The sequence below is a fragment of the Halomonas sp. 25-S5 genome, from assembly GCF_029889845.1.
Lineage (GTDB): Bacteria > Pseudomonadota > Gammaproteobacteria > Pseudomonadales > Halomonadaceae > Halomonas.
Genome location: NZ_JARANV010000089.1, coordinates 1 through 670, shown reverse-complemented (window position 1 = coordinate 670; position 670 = coordinate 1). Strand labels below are relative to the sequence as shown.

Genomic DNA, 670 nt, shown 5'->3' with positions numbered 1-670 from the left:
GAGCTGATGAACGGGCAGTCCCTGCTCCAGGACATGCGTGGCGTAGGCATGACGCAGGCTGTGGATGCCACCGATCCGCTCGATACCGGCCTGGCGCTTGGCCTGGGTGAAAGCCTTCTACGGCGCGCTCGGGTGCAGCGCACGATCCGGGAACAACGCGCTTGGGAACAGCCATGTCGGCGGCCGGTAGGCACGCCAGACATCGCGCAAGCGATCGAGCAGGGTCGCCGATAGCAGGACCATGCGATCCTTCGCACCCTTGCCCTGCGCGACACGCAGTTGGCCACGCTGGCTGTCGATGTCCCGGACCCGCAGGTGGCAGACCTCACTCACGCGCAGTCCGCAGCCGTAGCACAGTTCGAGCATCATGCGATGCTTGGGGTTTTGGCACGCGGCCAGGATCCGCCGGACTTCGTCGCGAGTCAGCAATTCCGGAATCCGTTGCGGTGTCTTCGGCACCACGGGCGATACCTCAACCGACGGCCAGTGCAACACTTGGAGGTACAGGAAACGCACGCCGTGCAGATAGACGCGGCAGCTGGCGGCTGACAAACCGCGCTCCTGGACCAGATGATTGAAGAAGCGTTGCAGGTCGTCGGTGCTCAACTGTCTGGCGGTCGGTGGAAACAGCGCGCCAGGTCCGTTATCACCATCAGGTAGGTAGTGTGGG

Annotated in this window: 1 protein-coding gene; it reads right to left on the bottom strand. The window is 63.9% G+C overall.

Translation table 11 applies throughout. The features are described 5' to 3' along the window. Positions 1-117 precede the first annotated feature (117 nt). Positions 118-670: tyrosine-type recombinase/integrase (locus OP498_RS18505; protein ID WP_280554822.1), on the bottom strand; the 553-nt coding region annotated here is incomplete at its 5' end.